21 protein-coding genes and 1 rRNA gene are annotated in these 21,826 nt (G+C 66.9%); 17 read left to right on the forward strand and 5 right to left on the reverse strand.

Annotated elements, in window-relative coordinates:
- Nucleotides 1–173 precede the first annotated feature (173 nt).
- From QZM15_RS10905 to QZM15_RS10915, 3 genes are all read left to right on the forward strand, one after another.
- Nucleotides 174–566: a nuclear transport factor 2 family protein gene (locus tag QZM15_RS10905; protein ID WP_059582116.1), complete on the forward strand. Its 393-nt coding sequence runs from the start codon at nt 174–176 to the stop codon at nt 564–566.
- 78 nt (nt 567–644) lie between these two features.
- Nucleotides 645–1,100, forward strand: coding sequence for an RbsD/FucU family protein (locus QZM15_RS10910; RefSeq protein WP_059582119.1), 456 nt, complete (start codon nt 645–647; stop codon nt 1,098–1,100).
- A gap of 188 nt (nt 1,101–1,288) precedes the next feature.
- Nucleotides 1,289–1,726, forward strand: a complete 438-nt coding sequence (locus tag QZM15_RS10915; RefSeq protein WP_059582218.1) for a DoxX family protein — start codon at nt 1,289–1,291, stop codon at nt 1,724–1,726.
- A gap of 113 nt (nt 1,727–1,839) precedes the next feature.
- On the opposite strand, the gene QZM15_RS10920 is transcribed toward QZM15_RS10915, so the two are convergent.
- Nucleotides 1,840–3,150, reverse strand: a complete 1,311-nt coding sequence (locus QZM15_RS10920; protein ID WP_059582122.1) for an MFS transporter — start codon at nt 3,148–3,150, stop codon at nt 1,840–1,842.
- Nucleotides 3,151–3,467: 317 nt separating this feature from the next.
- Nucleotides 3,468–4,604 (reverse strand): branched-chain amino acid ABC transporter substrate-binding protein, encoded by a 1,137-nt coding sequence (locus QZM15_RS10925; protein WP_081083295.1) that lies wholly within the window; start codon nt 4,602–4,604, stop codon nt 3,468–3,470.
- Nucleotides 4,605–5,222: 618 nt separating this feature from the next.
- Between QZM15_RS10925 and QZM15_RS10930 the strand changes: the two genes are divergently transcribed.
- A complete protein-coding gene (locus QZM15_RS10930; protein WP_059582127.1) occupies nt 5,223–6,017 on the forward strand; it encodes an AraC family transcriptional regulator in 795 nt (264 codons plus the stop codon).
- An 84-nt stretch (nt 6,018–6,101) separates the two neighbouring features.
- On the opposite strand, the gene QZM15_RS10935 is transcribed toward QZM15_RS10930, so the two are convergent.
- The gene (locus tag QZM15_RS10935) at nt 6,102–6,365 is read right to left on the reverse strand and encodes a hypothetical protein (RefSeq protein ID WP_006489463.1); all 264 of its coding nucleotides are present in this window, start codon (nt 6,363–6,365) and stop codon (nt 6,102–6,104) included.
- 280 nt (nt 6,366–6,645) lie between these two features.
- Between QZM15_RS10935 and QZM15_RS10940 the strand changes: the two genes are divergently transcribed.
- Together QZM15_RS10940 and QZM15_RS10945 are read left to right on the forward strand one after the other, a co-directional pair.
- Entirely contained in the window at nt 6,646–6,828 is a 183-nt protein-coding gene (locus QZM15_RS10940; RefSeq protein ID WP_081059224.1) for a type II toxin-antitoxin system HicA family toxin, read from the forward strand.
- Nucleotides 6,829–6,987: 159 nt separating this feature from the next.
- Nucleotides 6,988–7,404 (forward strand): type II toxin-antitoxin system HicB family antitoxin, encoded by a 417-nt coding sequence (locus QZM15_RS10945; RefSeq protein ID WP_081059227.1) that lies wholly within the window; start codon nt 6,988–6,990, stop codon nt 7,402–7,404.
- Nucleotides 7,405–7,594: 190 nt separating this feature from the next.
- On the opposite strand, the gene QZM15_RS10950 is transcribed toward QZM15_RS10945, so the two are convergent.
- On the reverse strand, nt 7,595–9,487 hold the full coding sequence (locus tag QZM15_RS10950) for a bifunctional sugar phosphate isomerase/epimerase/4-hydroxyphenylpyruvate dioxygenase family protein (protein WP_302106356.1): 1,893 nt from the start codon (nt 9,485–9,487) through the stop codon (nt 7,595–7,597).
- Nucleotides 9,488–9,743: 256 nt separating this feature from the next.
- Here QZM15_RS10950 and aroQ point away from each other — a divergent pair, with 256 nt between their 5' ends.
- From aroQ to QZM15_RS10965, 3 genes are read left to right on the forward strand one after another with little or no spacing between them, the layout of a single operon-like run.
- On the forward strand, nt 9,744–10,199 hold the full coding sequence (gene aroQ / locus QZM15_RS10955) for a type II 3-dehydroquinate dehydratase (protein WP_059898124.1): 456 nt from the start codon (nt 9,744–9,746) through the stop codon (nt 10,197–10,199).
- Nucleotides 10,196–11,065, forward strand: coding sequence for a shikimate dehydrogenase (locus tag QZM15_RS10960; RefSeq protein ID WP_059582134.1), 870 nt, complete (start codon nt 10,196–10,198; stop codon nt 11,063–11,065). The genes aroQ and QZM15_RS10960 overlap by 4 nt, the downstream gene beginning before the upstream one ends.
- A 36-nt stretch (nt 11,066–11,101) precedes the next feature.
- Complete coding sequence (locus QZM15_RS10965) at nt 11,102–12,445, forward strand: MFS transporter (protein ID WP_059582138.1); 1,344 nt, start codon at nt 11,102–11,104, stop codon at nt 12,443–12,445.
- A 102-nt stretch (nt 12,446–12,547) separates the two neighbouring features.
- Here QZM15_RS10965 and QZM15_RS10970 read toward each other — a convergent pair whose 3' ends face one another.
- Nucleotides 12,548–13,657 (reverse strand): 2-aminoethylphosphonate--pyruvate transaminase, encoded by a 1,110-nt coding sequence (locus QZM15_RS10970; RefSeq protein WP_302106357.1) that lies wholly within the window; start codon nt 13,655–13,657, stop codon nt 12,548–12,550.
- 261 nt (nt 13,658–13,918) lie between these two features.
- Here QZM15_RS10970 and phnS point away from each other — a divergent pair, with 261 nt between their 5' ends.
- The 8 genes from phnS to QZM15_RS11010 form a co-directional block, all read left to right on the forward strand.
- Nucleotides 13,919–15,010 carry a 2-aminoethylphosphonate ABC transporter substrate-binding protein gene (phnS, locus tag QZM15_RS10975; RefSeq protein WP_226223691.1) on the forward strand — a complete coding sequence of 364 codons (1,092 nt, stop codon included), beginning with the start codon at nt 13,919–13,921 and terminating at the stop codon, nt 15,008–15,010.
- A gap of 34 nt (nt 15,011–15,044) precedes the next feature.
- Complete coding sequence (gene phnT, locus QZM15_RS10980) at nt 15,045–16,148, forward strand: 2-aminoethylphosphonate ABC transport system ATP-binding subunit PhnT (protein ID WP_302106358.1); 1,104 nt, start codon at nt 15,045–15,047, stop codon at nt 16,146–16,148.
- Nucleotides 16,126–17,046, forward strand: a complete 921-nt coding sequence (gene phnU, locus QZM15_RS10985; RefSeq protein WP_226223700.1) for a 2-aminoethylphosphonate ABC transporter permease subunit — start codon at nt 16,126–16,128, stop codon at nt 17,044–17,046. The genes phnT and phnU overlap by 23 nt, the downstream gene beginning before the upstream one ends.
- Nucleotides 17,036–17,896: a 2-aminoethylphosphonate ABC transport system, membrane component PhnV gene (gene phnV, locus QZM15_RS10990; protein WP_059582149.1), complete on the forward strand. Its 861-nt coding sequence runs from the start codon at nt 17,036–17,038 to the stop codon at nt 17,894–17,896. Before phnU ends, phnV begins: the two co-directional genes overlap by 11 nt.
- On the forward strand, nt 17,893–19,203 hold the full coding sequence (phnA, locus tag QZM15_RS10995; RefSeq protein WP_302106359.1) for a phosphonoacetate hydrolase: 1,311 nt from the start codon (nt 17,893–17,895) through the stop codon (nt 19,201–19,203). The genes phnV and phnA overlap by 4 nt, the downstream gene beginning before the upstream one ends.
- A complete protein-coding gene (phnY, locus tag QZM15_RS11000) occupies nt 19,200–20,654 on the forward strand; it encodes a phosphonoacetaldehyde dehydrogenase (RefSeq protein WP_302106360.1) in 1,455 nt (484 codons plus the stop codon). The genes phnA and phnY overlap by 4 nt, the downstream gene beginning before the upstream one ends.
- A 4-nt stretch (nt 20,655–20,658) precedes the next feature.
- A complete protein-coding gene (locus QZM15_RS11005) occupies nt 20,659–21,213 on the forward strand; it encodes a phosphonate degradation HD-domain oxygenase (protein WP_302106361.1) in 555 nt (184 codons plus the stop codon).
- 509 nt (nt 21,214–21,722) lie between these two features.
- Nucleotides 21,723–21,826: ribosomal RNA gene (locus QZM15_RS11010) — 16S ribosomal RNA — on the forward strand; the annotation flags it as partial.

The raw sequence follows: 21,826 nt of genomic DNA on the forward strand, positions 1-21,826 counted from the left end.
CAGCGACGGTACGCAATGCGGGCGCCTTCGTGCGCCCGTTTTCTTTCGGGATGGCGCACGCGCGATTTCCCTTACCTCCTGCGTAATCGACCGCCCGCGCGAGACCGGCGACGATGGCGGCACGCGGACACGAAACGTTCGCGATATCGTCCACCGACACAAGGAGTCTCGCCATGAACACCGCTCAATCCGCATCGTCCGTGCACGCCGACCTGATCGACCGCTACTTCGCCGCGTGGAACGAACCCGACGGCGCACGCCGTCGTGCGCTGATCGACGCGACGTATGCGAGCGACGCGGCCTATCGCGATCCGCTGATGGCGGGCGACGGCCACGCGGGCATCGACACGATGATCGCCGCCGTGCAGCAACGCTTCCCCGCGTACCGCTTCCGCCGCACGACCGACGTCGACGCGTTCGGCCAGCACCTGCGGTTCTCGTGGGCGCTCGTGTCGCCCGACGGCGCGGCGATCGTGAAGGGTTCGGACTTCGGCACCGTCGACGCATCGGGCCGCCTCGCTTCGGTCACGGGTTTCATCGACGAAATGCCGGCCGCGGCGGCGTGACGCGAACGGCACATGCGCAGCGGCCGCCGGGATCGGGTAACGTTATGCGATTCGTTCCTGATCCCGGAGACAACCGACATGCTGAAGAATCTCGACCCGCTGCTGCACGCCGACATCCTGCACACGCTGCGCGCGATGGGCCACGGTGACGAAATCGCGATCTGCGATGCGAATTTTCCGGCGGAATCCGTCGCGGAGCACACGGTGGTCGGCCGCGCGCTGCGCATCGACGGCGCCGATTCGGCGCGCGTCGTGCGCGCCGTGCTGTCGGTGCTGCCGCTCGATACGTTCGTCGACACGCCCGCATGGCGGATGGAAGTCGTCGGCGACGCGGCCGCGGTGCCGCCCGTGCAGCGCGAAGTGCAGGCCGAGATCGACCGCGCGGAAGGGCGCGCGGTGCCGCTTGCCGGCGTCGAACGTTTCGCGTTCTACGAGCGCGCGCAGCAGGCGTACGCAGTGATCGTCACCGGCGAAACGCGCGGCTACGGCTGCTTCATCTTCAAGAAAGGCGTGTTGTTGAGCGACGCGGGCTAAACGCGTTTTTCAGCGCGCCGGGCTGCCGGCGCGGTCGCCGCGTTGTAAAGATTTGCTACAAGGTCTTGGACACCGCGAAAAGACCCTCTATGCTGGCCCATTTGCCGCGCGCCCTGCCGGGCCGCGCGGCGCCGAACCGCCCGGGCGCCCCCCGCGCGGACGGCCGAATTGCATACGAGGAGAAAGGCATGACGCGTACCGTCGATTCCGGCGTCATTTTTTTCGCGCGCCTGGCGCTGGCGGCGTTGTTCTTGTGGGGCGGCATCATGAAGCTGCTCGGCTACAGCGACTTCGTCGCGTATCTGCACGGGATGAACGTGCCTTATCAACAGGTCGTCGCGCCGATCGTCGTCGCGATCGAGGGGCTGGGCGGCCTGCTGCTGATCGTCGGCTACAAGGTACGGCCGCTCGCGTTGCTGATGGCGGTCTACACGATCGCGACCGCGATGGTCGGGCACAATTTCTGGGACGCGACGAGCGCCGCCGTCCAGCACGACATGGTGATTCACTTCTGGAAGAACGTCGCGATCGCGGGCGGTTTCCTGCTGCTGTTCGTCACCGGCGCCGGCGGCGCGAGCATCGACGCGCTGCGTCGGCCGAGTTCGTCGTACGGCGTGCTGCGTTGAACTGAGCACGCCTGCGCCGTCGCCGCTGCGCCGACGCAAATCAAAAGGGCCGAATCCCGCACGCCGCGGGATTCGGCCCTTCGTTCATCCGGCCGGCGCATGCGCGCCGACGTTCAGCGTGCGTCCTTCACGTCCTTCGCATCCTTCGAGAATTGCACCGCGATCGCGCCGAGCACGCAGATCGCCGCGACGTACACGACCGGTGCGAGCGGATTCGACTTCATCATCAGCGACACGATCACCGGCGTGAGGCCGCCGAAGATCGCATACGCGACGTTGTACGAGAACGAGATGCCCGAGAAGCGCACGACGGCCGGGAAGCTCTTGACCATCACGAACGGCACCGCGCCGATCGTGCCGACCATGAAGCCCGCGATCCCGTAGTAGAGCGGCAGCGTCGACGCATCGGCCGCGACCTGCGCGAACAGCAGGTAATAGCACGCGGCCAGCCCGATGCCGCCGATCGCGAGCACGCGCTTCGCGCCGATCCAGCCCGCGAGCGAGCCGGCGGTGATGCAGCCGGCCGTCAGGCACAGCGTCGCGACGCTGTTCGCGAACAGCGTGGTCGCGGGCGACAGGTGGAACTGCTTTTGCAGCAGCGCGGGCGTCATCAGGATCACGACGACGATCGCGGCCGACAGCATCCACGTGAGCAGCATCGACACGATCACCGCGCGGCCGTGGTCGCGCAGCACCGCCTTCAGCGGAATCTCGGCCGCGAGCGCCTTCTTCGCCTTCATCTCGGCGAACACCGGCGTTTCGTGCAGCCAGCGGCGCAGGTACACGGAGAACAGCCCGAACACGCCGCCGAGCAGGAACGGGATCCGCCACGCGAACGCGCCGACTTCCGCCGCGGAGTAGCGGCTGTTGATGCCGGCCGCGACGAGCGAGCCGAGCAGGATGCCGGCCGTGAGGCCCGCGGTCAGCGTGCCGCATGCATAGCCGATATGGCGCGACGGCACGTGCTCGGACACGAACACCCACGCGCCCGGCACTTCGCCGCCCACCGCCGCGCCTTGCAGCACGCGGAACAGCAGCAGCAACACCGGCGCGAGGATGCCGATCGTGTCGTAGGTCGGCAGCAGGCCCATCAGCAGCGTCGGCACCGACATCATCAGCACGCTCAGCGTAAACATGCGCTTGCGGCCGAACAGGTCGCCGAAGTGCGCCATGATCACGCCGCCGAGCGGGCGCGCGAGATAGCCGGCCGCGAAGATGCCGAACGTCTGCAACTGGCGTAGCCAGTCGGGAATGTCGTGCGGGAAGAAGAGTTGTCCTATCGCCGGCGCGAAGAACACGAAGATGATGAAGTCGTAGAACTCGAGGGCGCCGCCGAGTGCGGCAAGGCCAAGGGTCTTGTAGTCGCTGCGCGTGAGCGCGCGTTCGGCGGCGCGAGGCACGCCGCTCAATTCGGAAGCTTGCATGGTCAGGACGATCGGTTTTCGAATGTAGTTGTCGGTGCTGCGTCTCCAGGGCCCGCTTTTCGGCATGGACTGGCAAGGCGCGGCTTGCGTCGTCGAGGCGTGCCGCGCGCCGGGTGAGGCGCGAAACACGTGCCGCCGCACCAGGATGGGGCGCGGCGCGGACGAAGCGTCAAAGCGGGTGGGGGGATTCTACAGGAGCGCGAAATGCCTGCGCGCGGGCGCGCGCCGGGAACGGCTTCGGACCATGCCGCCGAAGCGCGCGCGGCGCGGGCGGCTGGTGAGCCGCTGGCGCGCCGCGCGGGGCAGGGCCTCGCTGGTCAGTTGCCGGCGATCGTATCGACCGGCTTGAACGCGCCGCGCTCGACCTTGTAGATCGTCACCGGCGCATCCTTCAGGTCGCCCTTCGCGTCGTACGCGATGCTGGGCGCCGACACGCCCTTGATCGACACCTTGCCGAGATACGGCGTATACACCTTCGGATCGGTCGAGTTCGCGTCCTTCATCGCGGTGAGCAGCGCGATCGTGCCGTCGTACGAGTACGGCGAGTACGTGATCACGTCTTCGTTGAACCGCGCCTTGTAGCGTGCCGCGTAGCCGGAGAAGCCCGGCATCTTTTCCTTCGGCAGCCCGCCCATGTAGACGATCGCGCCTTCGGCCGCGTCGCCGCCGACCTTCAGGAACGTCGGCGAGCGCGACATCTCGCCTGTCACGAACGCCGACTTCATCCCGAGCTGGCGCATCTTGCGGATCATCGGCGACGATTGCGCGTCGCCGCCGCCGTAGAACACCGCGTCCGGATTCACGCCCTTCAGGTTGGTCAGGATCGCCGAGAAATCGAGCGCCTTGTCGTTCGTGAAGTCGCGCTTGACGATCGTGCCGCCCGCCGCTTCCACGGCCTTCGCGAATTCGTCGGCGATGCCCTGGCCGTAGGCCGTGCGGTCGTCGATGATCGCGATGCGCTTGAAGCGCAGCGTCTTCACCGCGTACGTGCCGACGATGCGGCCGGCCTGCGCGTCGCTCGTCAGCAGCCGGTAGGTCGTCTTGTAGCCGCGCGCCGTGTATTGCGGCGACGTCGCCATCGAGATCTGCGGCAGCCCCGCGCGATCGTACAGGTCGGACGCGGGAATGCTCGTGCCGGAGTTGAAGTGGCCGATGATCCCGCGGACGTTGCCGTCGATCAGCCGCTGCGCGACGGTCGTGCCGGTGCGCGGGTCGGCCTGATCATCCTGCGAGTCGAGCTGGAACGTGACGGGCTTGCCGCCGATCGTCGGATGCGTCGCGTTGAAATCGGCGATCGCGAGTTGCACGCCCTTCTGCATGTCCGTGCCGTAATTCGACTGCGGGCCGGTCAGCGGCGCGGCGAAACCGATCTTGACGACGTCGGCGGCGACGGCGTGCGCGCCCGACAGTGCGCAGGCAGCGGCCAGCGCGACGTGCGATACCTTCAGCTTCACTTTCACTTCCCCTTGATGGCGTGGTTGGGCCGCCGCCGGCATGCGGGCCGGCGCCGGTAAACCGGGCGAGACGGTTCGGTCCGCAAGCCGATGCGCAGGCCATGCAGGCGTGCCGCCTGCTGCGCAGGCTGTGCCGGAATCGGCGTGCGCGACCGTGGATGCGGCGAGCGTGCATGCCGATTGCGGCAGCGGCGGGAGGTCGTCTCGTGACCGTGAAGCGAAGTCTAGGTAACGAAAATACGGGCGTCTTGCGCGTTCGATGCGTGGCCGGCGACGATATCGGCATATCGTCGATTACCCTGATATATGCCGAAATCGTCATGGCGAATGCGCAAACCCGCCAAGACGCGGGTCGCCGGCATTTTTAGGATGACGGATCCGGTGCGTGGCGCCGGCGTGTCGATGCGCTGCGCCGGCTGCGGCGAAGGCGGAACGGTCGCCGGCCCGCACGCCGGGCGCATTGGTTGCGTGCGCAACCAGCATTGCCCCTCCGATGGAGCCTGTCGGGGCGCGCGATGCCGCCGGCCACCGTCTTGCCCGCCCCGCGTTCGATGCAACGCGATCGAAGGGGCGCTCCTATAATCGACGCCATCTGCCACTCGCTTCGCGGTTGCCGGGATGACGACCTTGCCTGCCGTACCGCCCATGAGCCTGTCCGACACGTTGCGCGACCCGCCCGACAACGCCGATTTCGGCGCGATGCTCGCGCATTTCCGTCTGCTCGAACCGGTGTTCGATGCGCTGCCGGACGTCGCGTTCTTCGTGAAGGATGCGAGCGGCCGCTACGCGCTCGTCAACCGCACGCTGGCGATGCGCTGCGGCTACAAGGACAAGCGCGACCTGCTCGGCAAGACGGCCGACGAGGTGTTTCCGCGCCGCTTCGGCCGCAGCTATTTCGAGCAGGACATGGCGACGATCAATGCCGGCCAGCAGTTGATGGATCAGCTCGAGCTGCACCTGTATCCGGGCCGTCAGCCGGGCTGGTGCCTGACCTGCAAGGAGCCGCTGCGCGACGCCGCGGGCCGGGTGGTCGGCCTCGCGGGCATCTCGCGCGACCTGAAGGCGCACGAGGGATCGCACCCGGCGTACAGCCGGCTCGCCGACGTGGTCCAGCACATCCAGGATCACTACGTGCAGCCGCTGAACCTGAAGCAGCTCGCGCAGATGGCCGGGATGTCGGTCGCGCAGCTCGAACGCTACTTCCACAAGGTGTTCCATCTGACGCCGCGCCAGGTGCTGCTGAAGACGCGGCTCGACGCGGCCACCGCGCTGCTCGTCACGCACGACAAGGTGACCGACGTCGCCGCGCTATGCGGCTACACGGATCACAGCGCGTTCACGCGCCAGTTCAAGGCGACGGTCGGCGTGACGCCGACGGAATACCGGTTGATGCTGCAGGAGCGGGCGGGGTGACGCCAGTCGCCGGCGTGGCCGGCGCGTCGCGGGGATCGGGTGAGGCGGTAAGGCGGGGAAGCGGGAGAGACTGAAGCCGGCGGCTCAGCGGTAGCCGAGCCCTTTCAGGACGGCCGTGCCGTCTTCGGTCAGCCGGAAGCTCGGGGCCGTATCGGGGTCGAGCTTGACCATTTCGACGAGGCCGGCTTCCTGCAGCGCGGGCAATTCGGGTTTGGCGTTCGCGCCGATCGGTGCGTGCAGCAGCACGAGCAGCGTCGCGATTTCATGATGACTGAGCAGGCGGCGCAGCATCGTCTTCTTTGCAGGGGGCGCGGCCGGGCGGCCCGCGGGTGCTTCTACGGCGCTCATCGCTTTCCTCCTTTTCGAGATAACCATCGGGTACTGGCTGCGGATGGTGCCGTCGAAGACTTAAGCGATTCTTAAAATCGGGGCAGGCGACGCAATGCTGCACTGCGGTGCGAGTTACGGGATGTAACTCAGAGTCATCCTCAGGGGCCGCCTCCCGGCGTTTCCGCGCCTTGAACACCTCGCCCAAGCGACGGCCTGTCGCTATACACACAACTACACAAAAATACTTGTGCCCTCCTTGTCCGTGTGTATAATTACACACAAGCACAGCGGAGGAGCCATGAGTTCAACAGAGCTTATCCGGATGCTGGAAGAGGACGGCTGGTTTTTGGTAAGAACGAAAGGCAGCCACCACCACTTCAAACACCCCACGAAGCCGGGGCTTGCGACGGTTCCACACCCGAACAAGGACCTGCCAATGGGGACAACAAAGAGCATCCTGAAAACCGCTGGTCTGAAGTGACCGGCGGTTTTTTACCGACCCAACAGGATGCAGGGGAAGGAAGCAGTACTTTTAAAATTGATGCAACCAAGGTCGCTTCACATAAGACGAATGTCAATAAGCGGTACATAAGAGAAGCTAGTGCTACCACGGAAGCAGGACAACAAAGGAATGGCAAACATGGAATTTCCCATCGCAATCCATAAGGACGATGGGACCGTCTACGGAGTGATTGTTCCGGATATACCGGGCGTTCATTCCTGGGGCGAGACCATCGATGATGCAATCAGGAACACAAAAGAAGCAATCGTCTCTCATGTCGAGACCTTAATCGAGCTGGGCGAGGACGTCGCCTTTAATTGCTCGACCATCGAAAATTTGGCAAGCAACCCGGACTACGCAGGGGCTGTGTGGGCTTTCGTGAGCGTTGACTTATCTCAGCTTGACTCGAAGCCTGAGCGTATTAACGTAAGTTTGCCAAGATTTGTACTTCATAAGATTGACGCGTATGTGGCATCCCGTCACGAAACCAGGAGTGGTTTCCTGGCGCGTGCGGCGTTGGAGGCCTTACATGAAGCGCATGCCAAACCTGCATGAAGATGCGCCGTTAATCTTACGAGCCCGCAGAGATGCGGGCTTTTTTATGAGCGTCCCCGGGCCGATCGCGGTGACCCGCGCGGGCTGATCCGCGGCTGTCTCGTTCGCCACGATGGTGCGCGCGGGACGTGCCTCCTTGCTTCAACCGCGGACCACCTCCACTGTCGATGCCCACGATACCCGATTCGCCCTATTTCCTGCGCTGCGCCTGCGCGGCGAGCCGCACGGCCGCATTCGCCGCGCCATAGCCGTCGTACCCGCCGCGCCGCTCGACGATCTCGAGCGAGAAGCGGTTGTCGACCAGTTCCGTATAGGCGTGCAGGAATTCGCCGCCGTCCTCGTCGCGGTCGTAGAGCAGGTGGTGCGCGCTCAGCGTGTCGATCAGTTCGTCCGGCAGCGCGTAACGCGCGGCGAGATCGTCGTAGTAGTTGGCCGGAATGCGCAGGAACGGAACGCCATCGGCCGCGAACGCGGCGACCGTCTTCACGATGTCGTCGGTGCGGAACGCGACGTGGTTCAGCCCCGTGCCGTGGTAGCGGTCGAGCGATTCCGCGACGGCCGTATGACGGTCGACCGATGCGTTCAGCGCGATCCGCACCGAGCCGTCGGCGCTGCGCACCGCGCGGCTGCGCATCAGCCCGTACGGATCGGGCACGAGCCAACTGCGCTCGGCCTCGAAGCCGAACGCCGTCTTGAAGAACAGGATCCACGTGTCGAGCGCGTCGGCCGGCAGCGCGAGGCACACGTGATCGATGCCCGTCAGCGGGCCGACTTCGGTCGGGCCGTCGATGTCGGTCAGCACGAAGTCCGATTCATACAGCGTCGGCGCATCCGGCGCTTCGTCGACGAAATATTCGAGGCTGCCGTCCGGCGCCTTCACGCTCGGCAGCACGCGCTCGTTCGGCCCGACGCGGCCGGAGAACGGTGCATAGCCGAAGCCGGCCGCACGTTCGAACGCCACTTTCGCGTCGTCGACGCGAAACGCCGACGCGCACAGCGACAGCCCGTGCTGCTGGAAGAACGCATCGGCGAACGAGTCGCGCTCGGCATTGAGCACGATCGATGCGGCGCCGTGCTGGAACAGCGTCACGTCCTTCGAGCGATGCCGGCCGGCGAGCCGGAAGCGCATCCGGCCGAGCCATTCGCCGACGGTCGCCGCCGCCTGCGCGTCGACCGCGAATTCGATGAACTGGAACCCGACGTGCGCGGGCGGCCCGGGCGGCGCGAACAGCGGCTGGCTGGCGGCCGGCGCGCGGCCCTCCTGGGCGAGCCGCGCGCGCGTCAGGTCTTCCAGATAGAGCAGCGAGCGATGGCCGTCGGCGGCCGTGAGCGCGGTCGGCGCCGCGCGGAAGCCGTCGTTGAAGATCTCCAGCGACAGCGGCCCTGTATAGCCCGACTCGATCACGCGCGCGGTGAAGCGCGCCAGGTCGAAGTCGCCCTGGCCCGGGAACGAGCGGTAGTGGCGGCTCCATTCGATCACGTCCATCACGAGCTTCGGCGCGTCGGCGATCTGCACGAAGGCGATCCGGTCGCCGGGGATGTCGGCGATCGCGTCCGGCGAATCGTCGAGCGACAGCGTGTGGAAGCTGTCGAGCGCCAGGCCGAGATGCGGGCTGTTCACCGCATTCACGAGCTTCCACGCGTGGCCGTACCGCTTCACGACGCGGCCCCACGCGAGCGCTTCGTACGCGGCCACCACGCCGGCCTGCCGCGCGGCTTCGGCGAGCACGCCGAGCTGGTCGACGAGCAACGCGTCGTCGGCGATCGTGTCGGCCGCCACGCTGCTGCAGACGAGGATGCGGTCGGTGCCGAGCGCATGCATTACGTCGAACTTGCGCTTGATGCGGTCGAGATTGCGCGCGAGCTGGGCCGCGCTCACGCCCTCGAAGTCGCGAAACGGCTGGAACAGCACGATGTCGAGGCCCAGATCGGCGGCCATGCGCCGGACATCGGCCGGCGATCCGTCGAAGTAGACGAGGTCGTTTTCGAAGATTTCGACGCCGTCGAAGCCCGCGGCCTGGATGGCGGCGAGTTTCTCGGCGAGCGTGCCGGACAGTGACACGGTGGCGATCGAGCGCTGCATGGCGATTCCTGCGGATGAGCGGGGTATGGCGCCGCTCGAACCGACCCTGAATGAACCAGTCGTTGAGTTCGGTGCGCGCGCCATATCCCGAATTTACTAGGCTAGTGATGCGTATTGTACAAACTAACTAGATGGTACAAATTAGCGAAAACCCGAAAAGACAGCCCGCTCGCCCGGGCGCACACTAGCGCCAAATTCCGATGTCTTCGGGGCGGCGCCGATCGTGGTCCGCCCCTGTTTCAGGAGCAGAAACACGATGAGCAAGCACAAGGTGCTGGTGCTGAACGGCCCGAACCTGAATCTGCTGGGCACGCGCGAGCCGCATATCTACGGCGCGGAAACGCTCGCGGATCTCGAGCAGCGCTGCCGCACGGCGGCGGATGGGCTCGGGCTCGACATCGACTTTCGCCAGTCGAATGCCGAGCACCAGCTGATCGACTGGCTGCATGCCGCGCGTCACGACACGCACGGCATCGTGATCAACCCGGCCGCCTATACGCATACGTCGGTGGCGCTGGCCGACGCGCTTTCCGCGATCGCGAAGCCGGTGATCGAAGTGCATATCTCGAACGTCCATCGCCGCGAGGCGTTCCGCCACCATTCGTACGTGTCGGCGCTCGCCGAAGCCGTGATCTGCGGCTGCGGCACCGAGGGCTACGTGTTCGCGCTGCAGCGCCTGGCGACCCTGTTCGCGAAGGGAGCCGCACGATGAGCCGCCCGTCGTTTCTGATCGGCCTGATCGGCCAGGGCATCGGCGGTTCGCTGTCGCCGGCGATGCACGAGGAAGAAGGCTTCCGCCAGGGTTTCGGCTACGTGTATCGGCGCCTCGATCTCGACGTGCTCGGCGTGAGCGTCGACGCGCTGCCGCAGCTGCTCGATGCCGCGCAGCGGATGGGCTACAACGGGCTGAACATCACGCACCCGTGCAAGCAGCGCGTGATCGAGCACCTCGACGCGCTGTCGGACGACGCGCGCGCGCTCGGCGCGGTGAACACCGTGCTGTTCAAGGACGGCAAGCGGATCGGCCACAACACCGACTGGTCGGGCTTCGCGAAATCGTTCGGCCGAGGGCTGCCCGGCGCGTCGCTCGAACGCGTCGTCCAGCTCGGCGCGGGCGGCGCGGGCGCGGCCGTCGCGCACGCGGCGCTGCAGATGGGCGCGGCCGAACTCACGATCTTCGACGTCGACGGCACGCGCGCCACCGCGCTCGCGGCCGAGCTGCAGCAGCGCTTCCCCGCCGCGCAGGTCGTGTCGGGCGGCGCGCCCTCTGGCGGCGCGCTCGCGGCCGCGATGCGCGCCGCGACCGGCCTGATCCACTGCACGCCGACCGGCATGGCCAAGCATCCGGGCCTGCCGCTGCCGGCCGACCTGCTGCACGCGGGCATGTGGGTGGCCGACATCGTGTATTTCCCGCTCGAAACCGAGCTGATCCACGCCGCGCGCGCGGCCGGCTGCGCGACGCTGCCGGGTGGCGGGATGGCCGTGTACCAGGCCGTCGACGCGTTCGAGCTCTTCACCGGGCGCACGCCCGACGCCGAGCGGATGTTCGGTCATTTTCAGTCGCTCGTCGCGCGCTGACCCCTTACAGACACACAAAGAGACCAGGAGACGACCATGCAGCACACCACCCACACGAGCGCCGCGTCGGCGCAGGCGGCCGGCACGGTCCGGCGCACGTCGGCACGCTACAAGATCCTCGCGCTGCTCGCGATCGGCACGATGATCAACTATCTCGACCGCACCGTGCTGGGCGTGGCTGCGCCGCAGCTCACCAAGGAGCTCGGCATCAATGCGGCCGTGATGGGCATCATGTTCTCCGCGTTTTCGTGGACGTACGTGGCGATGCAGGTGCCCGGCGGCCTGTTCCTCGACCGTTTCGGCAGCAAGATCACCTATTACTGGTCGATGACGCTGTGGTCGCTGTGCACGTTCCTGCAAGGCTTCGTGCCGGGCGTCGCGACGTTGCTCGCGTGCCGCCTCGGTCTCGGCGTGACGGAAGCGCCGTGCTTCCCGACCAACAGCCGCGTCGTCGCGACGTGGTTCCCGCAGAACGAACGCGCGATGGCGACCGGCACCTATACCGTCGGCGAATACATCGGCCTCGCGTTCTTCAGCCCGGTGCTGTTCGCGCTGATGGGCGCGTTCGGCTGGCGCTCGCTGTTCTGGGTCGTGGGTGCGGTCGGCATTGCGTTCGGCTTCGTCTGGTGGAAGTTCTACCACGAGCCGCGCAACCATCCGGGCGCGAACGCGGCGGAACTGGCCTATATCGAGGCGGGCGGCGGTCTCGTTCATGGCGCGCGCAAGAACGGCGACAAGGGCGACAAGCCGGCGCAGGCCAAGTTCAGCTGGTCGATGGTTGGCCAACTGGTGAAGAAGCGCCAGCTCGCGGGCATCTGCCTCGGCCAGTTCGCCGGTAATTCGACGCTCGTGTTCTTCCTGACCTGGTTCCCGACCTATCTGGCCACCGAGCGCCACATGGGCTGGCTGAAGATCGGCTTCTTCGCGGTGATGCCGTTCATCGCCGCGTCGGTCGGCGTGATGTTCGGCGGCATCTTCTCCGACTGGCTGCTGCGCCGCGGCAAGTCCGCGAACCTCGCACGCAAGCTGCCGATCATCGCGGGGCTGCTGCTCGCATCGACGATCATTCTCGCGAACTACGTGCAGAGCAACGAAGCCGTGATCGCAATCATGTCGGTCGCGTTCTTCGCGCAAGGGATGGCCGCGCTCGGCTGGACGCTCGTGTCGGACATCGCGCCGGACGGCCTGCTCGGCGTGACGGGCGGCATCTTCAACTTCGCGGCGAACCTCGCCGGCATCATCACGCCGCTCGTCGTCGGTTTCATCGTCGCGTCGACCGGCTCGTTCGTCGGCGCGCTCGTGTTCATCGGCGTGATCGCGCTGATCGGTGCGCTGTCGTACATCTTCGTCGTCGGCGACATCAAGCGGATCGAGCTGTAAGTACAGGCTCCCCGCACACGCGGTGCGTTCGCCCGGTGGCCGATCGGCCGCCGGGCATTTTTGTTTGCGTGCGCCGGCGCGCGGGCCGGCATGCACCCCACTTCATGCGTGCTGCATCGCGATGCCGAGCGATTCGACCGCGGCCGCGATGGCGGCGACCGCGCGCCGGATATCGTCCGCGTCGATCGCGCCGATGCAGCCCACGCGGAACGTCTCGAGCCGCGTGAGCTTGCCCGGATACAGGATGAAGCCCGCGTCGCGCACCGCGTCGTAGAAGCGGCGGAAATCGTAGGCCGGATGGTCGGGCGCGTGAAACGTGACGATTACCGGCGCCTGCACGCTCGCGTCGAGGAACGGCACGAAGCCGAGCGCGCGCATCGATTCGATCAGCGTCCGGCAGTTGTCCGCATAGCGCGCGCCGCGCGCCGGCTGGCCGCCTTCGGCGAGGTACTGGTCGAGCGCGGCGCGCAACGCGGCAATCACGTGCGTCGGCGGCGTGAAGCGCCATTGCCCCGTCTTGCGCAGATACGCGTACTGATCGTGGAGATCGAGCGCGAGCGACGGCGAGTGGCCTTCGCTCGCGTCGAGCGCGTCGCGCCGCACGATCGCGAATCCCATTCCCGGCACGCCTTCGAGGCATTTGCCGGTGGCCGAGATCAGCGCGTCGATGCCGCTGCCAGCCAGCGCGATCGGCAGCGCGCCGAACGAACTCATCGCATCGACGATCAGCCGCTTGCCGTGCCGCCGGCACGCGGCCGCGATCGCATCGAGCGGATTCAGGATCCCGGCGCTCGTCTCCAGATGCACGAGCGCGACGTGCGTGATGCGCGGCTCGCGCGCGAACGCGGCCTCGACGGCCGCCGCGTCGACGGCCGCGTCTTCGCCGAACGGCAACGCGATCGCGTCGATGCCCAGCCTGCCGAGAATCTTCAGAATGCGCGCGCAATACGCGCCGTTGTCGGGCACCAGCACGACACCGTCGTGCGGCACCAGCGTACCGAGCGCGGCTTCGACCGAGAACGTGCCGCTCCCCTGCATCGGCACGCACACGTATGCGTCGCCACCGCCGGCGATGGCGACGAGATCGGCGCAGACGCTGGCCGTCAGCTGGTTGAAGGCGGCGTCCCACGACCCCCAGTCATGTTGCATTGCGTGGCGTGTTGTGGCGGACGTGGTGAGCGGGCCGGGCGTCAGCAAGATCGGGGCGGGCATGGTCTTTATCTCCAGCAAAGGGCGAAGGAAACGCCGGACGGCGTTTCTGAATGACTTGCATGATAGTGGCAAAATGTGTCATTTTTTGGAAATTGTGGCATTCGTCACGGCTTTGTCATCGAACGCTGTGATCCTTCGGTTGCCGCGCGACACGCAGCCCGAGCGCGGTAGCGCGGCGGGCCGCGAGGCGGCCTGCCCGGAGATAACAGGAGAGCCGGATCGTGCCCCGGCCGTTTGGTGTTCCGCCTACGGAGAAGTGAGATGACACTGCAGAAACCCTCGCGCGCCGCTGCCGGCGCGTTCCGCAAGCTCGCGCTGGCCGCCTGCGCCGCCGGTCTGCTGCAAGGCGCCGCGCTGCCGGCGCATGCGGCAAGCGCGGTCGTGCTGTACACGGCGGACGGTCTCGAGAATCTCTATCGCGATGTGCTGCCGGCTTTCGAGAAGAAGGAAGGCGTGAAGGTCAACATCGTGACGGCGGGCAGCGGCGAGGTGGTGAACCGCGCGAACATCGAGAAGAGCTCCCCGAAGGCCGACGTGATCGTCACGTTGCCGCCGTTCATCCAGCAGGCCGGCCAGATGGGCCTGCTGCAGCCGTACCAGAGCGTGAACTACAAGAACGTGCCGGCCATCGCGAAGGCCGAGGACGGCACGTGGGCGACGTTCGTGAACAACTACTTCTCGTTCGCGATCAATCCGGACGTCGTGAAAAGCCAGCCGAAGACGTTCGCCGACCTGCTCGCGCCGGCCTACGCCGGCAAGGTCGCGTACTCGAACCCGGCCACGGCCGGCGACGGGATGGCCGTGCTGATCCTGACGACGTCGCTGATGGGCGAGGACAAGGCATTCGACTACCTCGCGAAGCTGTCGCAGAGCGTGAAGTTCCACACGAAGGGTACCGGATACCTGAACGTGCTGCTGTCGCGTAACGAGATCAGCGTCGCGAACGGCGATCTGCAGATGGACCTCGACGACGCCGAACACGGCGCGCTGTCCGTCAAGCCGATCTTCCTGGCCGCGAAGGCCGGCGACCAGCCGACCACGTTCCAGCTCCCGTACGGCATCGGCCTGATCAAGAGCGGCCCGAACCAGGATGCCGGCAGGAAGCTGATCGACTATCTGATGTCGACGGAAGTGCAGTCGAAGGTGCCGGACATGTACGGCATCCCGGGCCGCACCGACGTGCCGCTGGCCGGCAAGAACGGCGAAGCGGTCAAGAAGGCGATCGCGGGCGTGAAGCTGATTCCGGTCGACTGGGCCCAGGTGATGGCGAAGAAGCCGGAATGGATCGAGCGCTGGAAGAAGGACGTGATCGGCAGCTCGGGCAAGCCGCTCGACGTCGTCAAGCCGAAGTGACCGGCGCACGCCGCCCGTATCAGCGAGCAAGAGGATGAACCCGGTGGACACCACACTGACCCATCCCGGCGCATTCGGCGCCGTCGAACCGCACGCGACGCTGCGGTCCGGCGCGCCGGGCGGCGTGCAGATCGAACACCTGAGCGTGCGCTACGGCGCACGCACGGTGCTCGAAGATCTGTCGCTGTCGATCGGCGCCGGCGAATTTCTGACCGTGCTCGGCAAGAGCGGCTGCGGCAAGACCACGCTGCTGCGCTTCATCGCCGGGTTCGTGAAGGCCGATGGCCTGACCGGCACGCTGACCGTGGCCGGACGCGACCTGACCTATGCGCCGCCACACAAGCGCAACCTCGGTCTGCTGTTCCAGAATTACACGCTGTTCCCGCACCTGTCGGTGTTCGAGAACGTCGCATTCGGGCTGCGCGCACGTGGCATGGCGTCGTCGGAAGTGACGCGCCGCGTCGCCGATGCGCTGAAGCTCGTGCAGCTCGGCGATGCGGGCCACCATCTGCCCGCGCAGCTGTCGGGCGGGATGCAGCAGCGCGTCGCGCTGGCGCGCGCGCTCGTGATCGAGCCCGACGTGCTGCTGCTCGACGAGCCGCTGTCGGCGCTCGACGCCAACCTGCGCGCGTCGGTGCGCAGCGAACTGAAGGCGCTGCACGAGCGCCTGCCGAACCTGACCGTCGTCTGCGTGACGCACGACCGCGACGACGCGCTCGTGCTGTCCGACCGCGCGCTGCTGATGCGCGACGGCCGCATCGCGCAGCTCGGCACGCCGCAGCAGCTGTACGACGCGCCGCGCGACGGCTACGTCGCGCGCTATCTCGGCCCGGCGAACCTGCTGCCGCCACACGTGATCTTCCCGCTCGGCGATCCGCGCCACGAAGTGCGCGGCAAGGTCGCGTGCGTGCGCCCCGAGCGCCTGACCGTGATGCCGCCCGCGGCCGGTGGCCTGCACGGCACGGTGTCGTCGGTCGAATGGCAGGGCGCGGACCTGTCGATCGCGGTCGTGATCGACGCGGCGCCCGACGAGCCGGTGCGCGTGACGATGCAACGCGGCCGCGGCGCGGCTCCCGAGCGCGGCGCGCGCGTGTCCCTGCATTGCGAGGCAGACGATGTCGTCCTTATCGAGCCCTGAAGCCGGCCTCCCGCCGCAGGTGCTCGCGTCGGCCGCCGCGCATGCCGCCGCCGCGCGGCGCCGCAGGCGCATCGGCGATCTGCACCTCGCCGCGCTCGCGATCGTCGTGCTCGGCCCGCTCGTCGTCTATCCGCTGGTGCGGCTCGTGCTGCTGAGCGTGTCCGGCGATCATGGGCTGAGTTTCGCCGCATACCGGACCTTCTTCGGCAATCCCGACACGCGCAACGTGCTGCTGACGACGCTCGGCGTGCTGTTCGCGAGCGCCGGCACCGCGTCGGTGCTTGGCGTGCTGCTGGCCGCGCTGTTGTTCTTCAGGCCGTTCCCGGGCGCGTCGCTCGTCACGCGCTTCCTGGAACTGTACGTCGCGTTTCCGTCGTTTCTCGTCGCGTTCACGCTGATCTTCCTGTACGGCTCGCAAGGCTCGATCAGCATTGCGCTGCAGCACCTGTTTCATCTCGAGAATCCGCCGCTGGACTTCCTGTTCGGCATAGGCGGCGTGATCCTCGCGCAGACCGTGTTCTACACGCCGTTCGTCGTGCGGCCGACGCTCGCGTCGTTTGCGACGCTCGACCTGCGGCTGATCGAAGCCGCGCGCAGCCTCGGCGCGCCCAGCTGGATGCTCGCGCGTCGCGTCGTGCTGCCGATCGCATGGCCGGGCATCGCCGCCGGCACCGTGCTGTGCTTCCTGCTGACGCTGAACGAGTTCGGCATCCTGCTCGTGCTCGGCAGTGCGCGGCTCGTCACGCTGCCGGTCGCGATCTACAGCAGCGCGACCGTCGATCTCGACCTGCCGACCGCGTCGGCCGGCGCGGTCGTGATGTTGTCGCTGTCGCTGGCGCTGTATGCGGTTTATCGCCGGGTGAACCGGCGTGCGACGGGAGGGAACGATGTCCGCTGAATTTCGTATCGGGCAGGCCGTGCCGCGTCACCGGATCGGCTGGACCGACGCGCTGCTCGAGCATGCGTCGCGCGCCGCGCTCGCGCTGGCCGCGTTCGCGTGCTTCTGGCTGTTCGTGCTGCCGGTGATCGTCGTCGCGCTGTCGAGCGTGTCGACGCAGTGGTCGGGCACGATCCTGCCGGCCGGCTACAGCCTGCGCTGGTTCGAGCGGCTCGGGTCGCAGGAATACGACGCGCTGCTGACGAGCCTCGAAATCGGCTTCGGCGTCTCGGCGCTTGGCACGGTCCTCGGGTTGTGGCTGGCGCTCGCGCTCGAAGGGCGCGACCGGCGCGGCCTCGGCGCGGTCGTCGACGCACTCGTGATGGTGCCGAACGGCGTGCCGAGCGTCGTGCTCGGGCTCGCGGTGCTGATCGCGTATCACCAGAAGCCGCTCGACCTGTCGAGTTCGGCGGCGATCGTCGTGCTGGTGCAGCTCGCGCTGATTCTGCCGTTCTGCTATCGCTGCGCGGCCGCCGCGCTGCGTCCGGAGCTGACCGTGCTGCGCGAAGCCGCGGCGAGCCTCGGTGCGCCGCCCGCGATGGTGCTGCGCCGCGTGCTGCTGCCGCAACTCGTGCCGGCGCTGCGCGCGAGCCTCGCGCTCGGCTTTGCGCTGTCGCTCGGCGAGCTCGGCGCGACGCTGACGGTGTATCCGCCCGGCTTCGCGACCGTGCCGATCGTCGTGATCGGCCAGGTGGAGCGCGGCTATTACCTGCCGGCGTCCGCGCTGTCGCTGCTGATGCTCGGCGCGTCGCTCGCGGCGCTGCTGCTGATCGCCGCGCGCGTGCCGCGCGGCAAGCGGGCGGCATCGTGAACGCCGCGTTCGCGTTGCGGCGCCCCGGCGAGCAACGGGCCGCCGGCAATGGGTCGGCGAATCTCGCGGGACGCTCGATCGACGTCAATGGCCGACGCTACCGGCTGCCGGTCGAGCCGACCGTCGTCGTCTGTGTCGACGGCTGCGAATACGACTATCTCGAACGCACGGTGGAAGCGGGCGTCGCGCCGTTCATCGCCCGGATGATCGCGGAAGGCACCGCGTGGCGCGCCGATTGCGTCGTGCCGACCTTCACCAACCCGAACAACCTGTCGATCGTCTGCGGCGTGCCGCCGTCGGTCCACGGCATCTGCGGCAACTATTTCTGGGATCCTGCCGCCGACGGCGGGCGCGGCGCCGAAGTCATGATGAACGACCCGGCCTACCTGCGCGCCGGCACGCTGCTCGCGGCGGCGTCCGACGCCGGCGCGCGGGTGGCCGTCGTGACCGCGAAGGATAAGCTGCGCCGGCTGCTCGGCTGGCAACTGAACGGCGTCTGCTTTTCGGCCGAGAAGGCCGCGCAGGCCAATCTCGCGGAAAACGGGATCGTCGACGTGCTCGACTGGGTCGGCCTGCCGTCGCCGGATGTATACAGCGCGGCGTTGTCCGAATTCGTGTTCGCGGCCGGCGTGCGGCTCGCGCAGACGCGTCAGGTCGACCTGATGTACCTGTCCACCACCGACTACGTGCAGCACAAGTGCGAGCCGGGCAGTGCCGGGGCGAACGCGTTCTACGCGATGATGGACGGCTATCTCGCGCAGCTCGACGCGCTCGGCTGGGCGATCGGGCTCACGGCCGACCACGGGATGAACGCGAAGCACGATCCGGCGACGGGGCGGCCGAACGTGATCTATCTGCAGGACGCTTTCGACGGCTGGTACGGCACGCAGGCTGCGCGCGTGATCCTGCCGATTACCGATCCGTACGTCGTCCATCACGGCGCGCTCGGTTCGTTTGCGACGATCTACCTGGCGCCGGGCGTCGACCGGGCCGAGGCGATGTGGCGTGTCGGCGGCCTCGACGGCGTCGAGCTCGTGCTCGACAACGCGGAAGCCGCGGCACGTTTCGAACTGCCGGCCGACCGGATCGGCGATCTCGTCGTGATCGGCCGTCGCGACATGACGCTCGGCACGCGCGAGCGCGAACACGATCTGTCGGGCCTCACGGTGCCGTTGCGTTCGCATGGCGGCGTGTCCGAGCAGGAGGTGCCGCTGTTGTTCAATCGCCGCGTCGAGCGGGACGATCCCTCACGTCGCCCGCGCAACTTCGACGTGTTCGATTTCGTGTTGAACCGGATCGCGACATGATGGCTCATCCCCGGCAAGACCACCCGGCGTTCCGCGCCGAGGCGCTGCGGTGGTGCGGCACGCGCGCGCGGCGTGCTCGTGTGTTCGACGTCACCGATCCGTACACCGGCGCGCGCGTCGGTACGGCGCCGCTGGCGAGCGTCGACGACGTGCGCGCCGCGTTCGATTACGCGATGGCGTACCGGCCGGCGCTGACGCGCTACGAGCGTTCGCAGATTCTCGAACGTGCGGCCGCGCTGCTGCGCGAACGTGCGGACGAAGCGTCCGACCTGATCACGCTCGAGTCGGGGCTGTCGAAACAGGATTCCCGCTACGAAATCGGCCGTGTCGCCGACGTGCTGAAGTTCGCCGCGGTCGAGGCGCTGCGCGACGACGCGCAGAGTTTTTCGTGCGACCTGACGCCCCACGGCAAGGCGCGGCGCGTGTTCTCGCAGCGCCAGCCGCTCGACGGCGTGATCGTCGCGATCACGCCGTTCAATCATCCGATGAACCAGGTCGCGCACAAGATCGCGCCGGCGATCGCGACCAACAACCGCGTGATCGTGAAGCCGTCGGAGAAGGTGCCGCTGTCGGCGTTCTATCTGGCCGATCTGCTGTACGAAGCCGGGCTGCCGGAGCCGATGCTGCAGGTGCTGACCGGCAACCCGGCCGAAATCGCGGACGAGCTCGTCACGCATCCGCATGCGTCGCTGATCACGTTCACCGGCGGCGTCGCGATCGGCAAGGCGATTGCCGCGCGGGCCGGCTACCGGCGCATCGTGCTGGAGCTGGGCGGCAACGATCCGCTGATCGTCCTCGCCGATGCCGATCTCGACCGCGCGGCGTCGCTTGCGGTGTGCGGGTCGTACCGGAATTCGGGCCAGCGATGTACGGCCGTCAAGCGGATACTGGTGCAGCGCTCGATCGCGCCAGCGTTCACCGACTTGCTCGTCGAGAAGACACGTGCATGGAAACACGGCGATCCGTTCGATCCCGCGAACGAAATGGGCACCGTGATCGACGAAGCGGCGGCGCGGCTGTTCGAGGCGCGCGTCAACGAGGCGGTGGCGCAGGGCGCGCGCCTGCTGACGGGCAACGTGCGGCGCGGCGCGCTGTACGCGCCGACCGTGCTCGACAACGTCGATCCGTCGATGACGATCGTGCGCGAGGAGACGTTCGGGCCCGTGTCGCCCGTCATCGCGTTCGACACGATCGACGACGCGATCCGGATCAGCAACGGCACGGCGTTCGGGCTGTCGTCGGGCGTCTGTACGGACAGCACGGCGGCCGTCGTGCGGTTAGTGAACGAGCTGAAAGTCGGCACGGTGAACGTGTGGGAAGTGCCGGGATACCGGATCGAACTGTCGCCGTTCGGCGGGATCAAGGATTCGGGGCTCGGGTACAAGGAGGGCGTCCAGGAGGCGATGAAGAGCTTCACGAACCTGAAGACGTTCTCGCTGCCTTGGGAGTAAGCGAATGGCGCTGACGATGGACGAGATTCACGCGCTGTATCGCGAGCATGGCCATGTGGCCTATAGCGGCGAACCGGTCACGCAGCTCGAACATGCATTGCAGAGCGGATTGCTCGCGGAGGAGTCCGGGGCCGACGAAGCGCTGGTCGCGGCGGCGTTCCTGCACGATCTCGGCCATCTGCTGAATCGCCAGGGCGAGACGCCGAGCGCGCGCGGGATAGACGATCTGCACCAGTATTACGTGCTGCCGTTCCTGCGGCCGCTGTTTTCCGACGCGGTGCTGGAACCGATCCGGCTGCACGTCGACGCGAAGCGCTGCCTGTGCCGCACGGACGCCGGCTACTTCGAGAGCCTGTCGCCGGACTCGGTGCGCAGTCTTGCGTTGCAGGGCGGCATTTTCAGCGACGACGAGGCGGCGGCGTTTCTGCAGCGCCCGTACGCGGAGGAGGCGCTGCGCCTGCGCCGCTGGGACGATACGGCGAAGAAGCAAGGCAAGATGACGCCGGATCTCGATCACTATATGGAGATCGTCGCACGCCAGATGCGCGCGGCCTTCTGACAGGGCCGGTTGCCTCCATATTTAAGGGGCCGCACGCGGCAGCGTGCGGCCCCTTAAATTTTTTGCGAAATCCCTTGCGCGAATGCCGCGAGCTGCTTAGAATCACGCCTCTTTCGCGCTACCGGAAACGCGGCGCGGGAGAGAGGGAAGCGGTGCTGTTGAGGTTCGGTGGTAACGAGCTGCGGCGGCGCAGGAAGTTGAGCCCCGCGGTCGCAACGAAGTCGTTCAGAAAGTTGTTGACGAGCTGCGAAACACGGTTCATAATCTCGCTTCTCTGCTGCTGAAAACGCAGCGCTGCTGGGAAACACGAAGTTTCTCGCAGAAATGCTCTTTAAAAATTAACAGCCGATAAGTGTGGGCGCTTGATGAAAGCGAGCTGATCCTCGGATCAGATAGCGAAAGTATCAAGAGTCTCACACTAAAGTAAGTCAGGTTTATGAAGTGATTCATATTCCTGTCAGCTTTGAGTGAGCGACCGGTTCTACGGAACCGAAAACAGTAACAGGTTTGAACTGAAGAGTTTGATCCTGGCTCAGATTGAACGCTGGCGGCATGCCTTACACATGCAAGTCGAACGGCAGCACGGGTGCTTGCACCTGGTGGCGAGTGGCGA

It is taken from the genome of Burkholderia sp. AU44665 (assembly GCF_030504405.1).
In the GTDB taxonomy this organism is placed as follows: domain Bacteria; phylum Pseudomonadota; class Gammaproteobacteria; order Burkholderiales; family Burkholderiaceae; genus Burkholderia; species Burkholderia semiarida.

Coding starts and splice junctions, on each gene's coding strand:
- QZM15_RS10970 (WP_302106357.1), bottom strand. CDS start 13,657: ATGCCCGCCCCGATCTTGCTGACGCCCGGCCCGCTCACCACGTCCGCC.
- QZM15_RS10915 (WP_059582218.1), top strand. CDS start 1,289: ATGACGCGTACCGTCGATTCCGGCGTCATTTTTTTCGCGCGCCTGGCG.
- QZM15_RS10935 (WP_006489463.1), bottom strand. CDS start 6,365: ATGAGCGCCGTAGAAGCACCCGCGGGCCGCCCGGCCGCGCCCCCTGCA.
- QZM15_RS10950 (WP_302106356.1), bottom strand. CDS start 9,487: ATGCAGCGCTCGATCGCCACCGTGTCACTGTCCGGCACGCTCGCCGAG.
- phnU (WP_226223700.1), top strand. CDS start 16,126: ATGTCGTCCTTATCGAGCCCTGAAGCCGGCCTCCCGCCGCAGGTGCTC.
- QZM15_RS10940 (WP_081059224.1), top strand. CDS start 6,646: ATGAGTTCAACAGAGCTTATCCGGATGCTGGAAGAGGACGGCTGGTTT.
- aroQ (WP_059898124.1), top strand. CDS start 9,744: ATGAGCAAGCACAAGGTGCTGGTGCTGAACGGCCCGAACCTGAATCTG.
- phnS (WP_226223691.1), top strand. CDS start 13,919: ATGACACTGCAGAAACCCTCGCGCGCCGCTGCCGGCGCGTTCCGCAAG.
- QZM15_RS10910 (WP_059582119.1), top strand. CDS start 645: ATGCTGAAGAATCTCGACCCGCTGCTGCACGCCGACATCCTGCACACG.
- QZM15_RS10960 (WP_059582134.1), top strand. CDS start 10,196: ATGAGCCGCCCGTCGTTTCTGATCGGCCTGATCGGCCAGGGCATCGGC.
- phnV (WP_059582149.1), top strand. CDS start 17,036: ATGTCCGCTGAATTTCGTATCGGGCAGGCCGTGCCGCGTCACCGGATC.
- QZM15_RS10945 (WP_081059227.1), top strand. CDS start 6,988: ATGGAATTTCCCATCGCAATCCATAAGGACGATGGGACCGTCTACGGA.
- phnT (WP_302106358.1), top strand. CDS start 15,045: ATGAACCCGGTGGACACCACACTGACCCATCCCGGCGCATTCGGCGCC.
- QZM15_RS11005 (WP_302106361.1), top strand. CDS start 20,659: ATGGCGCTGACGATGGACGAGATTCACGCGCTGTATCGCGAGCATGGC.
- phnY (WP_302106360.1), top strand. CDS start 19,200: ATGATGGCTCATCCCCGGCAAGACCACCCGGCGTTCCGCGCCGAGGCG.
- QZM15_RS10920 (WP_059582122.1), bottom strand. CDS start 3,150: ATGCAAGCTTCCGAATTGAGCGGCGTGCCTCGCGCCGCCGAACGCGCG.
- QZM15_RS10965 (WP_059582138.1), top strand. CDS start 11,102: ATGCAGCACACCACCCACACGAGCGCCGCGTCGGCGCAGGCGGCCGGC.
- QZM15_RS10930 (WP_059582127.1), top strand. CDS start 5,223: ATGACGACCTTGCCTGCCGTACCGCCCATGAGCCTGTCCGACACGTTG.
- QZM15_RS10905 (WP_059582116.1), top strand. CDS start 174: ATGAACACCGCTCAATCCGCATCGTCCGTGCACGCCGACCTGATCGAC.